The organism is Vibrio sp. 10N.261.52.A1, assembly GCF_002876325.1.
Taxonomy (GTDB): Bacteria; Pseudomonadota; Gammaproteobacteria; order Enterobacterales; family Vibrionaceae; genus Vibrio; species Vibrio chagasii.
In genome coordinates, this window is sequence record NZ_MCYD01001375.1 from 1 (window position 1) to 2,051 (window position 2,051).

The 2,051-nt window shown below is 44.8% G+C and carries 2 protein-coding genes; both read left to right on the top strand.

Annotated elements, in window-relative coordinates; genetic code table 11:
* Nucleotides 1–230: 230 nt before the first annotated feature.
* A complete protein-coding gene (locus BCT81_RS28035; protein ID WP_004739935.1) occupies nucleotides 231–1,463 on the top strand; it encodes a pyridoxal phosphate-dependent aminotransferase in 1,233 nt (410 codons plus the stop codon).
* A gap of 170 nt (nucleotides 1,464–1,633) precedes the next feature.
* A partial coding sequence (gene yfbR, locus BCT81_RS28040) for a 5'-deoxynucleotidase (RefSeq protein WP_102426560.1) occupies nucleotides 1,634–2,051 on the top strand: 418 nt, incomplete at its 3' end.

The following is a 2,051-nucleotide window of genomic DNA, read 5'->3' on the forward strand; positions in this document are numbered from 1 at the left end:
ACTTAGATCAAGAATGTCCGATATCTTTTCAACATTCCTGTGACTTTAAGCGAGCCCCTCTATCATTTTAGACAATAACCATAAAAGCGATGAATTAAAACTTAGAAAAGGGTGACAACAAAAAGACCAAACGTGACACTGAAATGCGACATTCATCAGATTTTTATTCTATCAAACGCCATTTTGCGGTACTTTAATAAAGTATTTAAATTAATTTCAGGAAATCGGCAATGCAAAATATCGGGATGTCGTCAAAACTCAACAGCGTATGCTATGAAATCAGGGGGCCTGTACTCAAACATGCTAAGCGCATGGAAGAAGAAGGGCATAAAATACTAAAGCTTAATATTGGTAACCCCGCCCCATTTGGTTTTGACGCCCCTGATGAAATCCTTGTTGACGTAATCCGTAACCTGCCGACATCTCAAGGTTACTGCGACTCAAAAGGTATCTATTCAGCCCGTAAAGCGGTTGTTCAACACTACCAGAAAAAAGGCCTACGTAATCTTGACGTAGAAGACGTTTACATTGGTAACGGTGCTTCAGAGCTTATCGTTATGTCTATGCAAGCGCTACTGGATAATGGTGATGAAATCTTAGTTCCCGCTCCAGACTACCCACTATGGACAGCGTCTGTTGCACTTTCTGGTGGTACTCCGGTTCACTACATGTGTGATGAAGATGCAGACTGGTACCCAGATCTGGATGATATGCGCGCAAAGATCTCACCGAAGACTCGCGGCATCGTTCTTATCAACCCGAACAACCCTACAGGTGCGGTTTACAGCCGTGATTTCCTACTGCAAGTTGTCGAGATTGCACGTGAACACGGCCTAATCATCTTCGCTGATGAGATTTACGACAAAGTCCTTTACGACGGTGCTGTGCATACCTCTGTTGCAACGCTGGCTGAAGACGTACTGATGGTAACGTTCAACGGCCTATCTAAAGCTTACCGTGTTTGTGGTTTCCGTGGTGGTTGGATGTTCTTGACCGGCCCTAAACACTTAGCCAAAGGTTATGTTGAAGGTTTAGAAATGCTTGCCTCTATGCGTTTGTGTGCCAACGTACCAATGCAGCACGCTATCCAAACGGCATTGGGTGGCTATCAGAGTATCAATGAACTGATTCTGCCAGGCGGCCGCCTGCTTGAGCAACGTGACCGAGCATGGGAACTGATTAACAAGATCCCTGGCGTATCTTGTGTGAAGCCAAAGGGCGCGATGTACCTGTTCCCGAAGATCGACACCGAGATGTACAACATTAAAGACGATCAGAAGTTCGTACTCGATTTCCTTAAGCAAGAAAAAGTACTGTTAGTACAAGGTACTGGCTTCAACTGGCCTAAACCTGACCACTTCCGTATTGTGACTTTGCCACATATTGAAGACCTTGAAGTGGCAATTGGTCGCCTAGAGCGCTTCTTGCAGACTTACAATCAAGACGACCTTATCGAAGGTTAATGAGCACAAAGAAAGATGGCTACAATTCGCTGTTTTAAAAGACTTTAACTTGTATTCATTCACTTCTATGCTTAAAAGGCTCCAGTTTAGGAGCCTTTTTTGTATCCGCTGTCTCGTACTGTTTGAGTGAACATAAGATACGAGTGGAGCTCTCTTTAGAAAGGACACTTATGAAACAGAGCCATTTCTTCGCCCACCTCGCACGCATGAAACTTATCCAACGCTGGCCTTTGATGCGCTCCGTCTCAAGCGAGAATATTTCAGAACATAGCCTACAGGTCGCATTCGTTGCCCATGCCTTGGCGCTTATCAAAAACAAAAAGTTTGATGGCAAACTCGACCCAGAACACATTGCCCTAATCGGGATGTATCATGACACCAGCGAAGTACTGACTGGGGATCTGCCTACACCCGTCAAATACTACAACCCAGATATCGCCCAAGAGTATAAGAAGATAGAAGCAGCTGCAGAGCAAAGGCTACTTTCGATGCTGCCAGAAGAGTTTCAAGATGATTTCGCCCCCTTCTTAATCTCCGGCACTGCCAGTAAAGAAGAGCAGAACATCGTAAAACAAGCCGATACTATCT

What these genes read in the sequence shown, in the direction of transcription:
- BCT81_RS28035 (WP_004739935.1), top strand. Translation starts at nt 231, where the DNA reads ATGCAAAATATCGGGATGTCGTCAAAACTCAACAGCGTATGCTATGAA.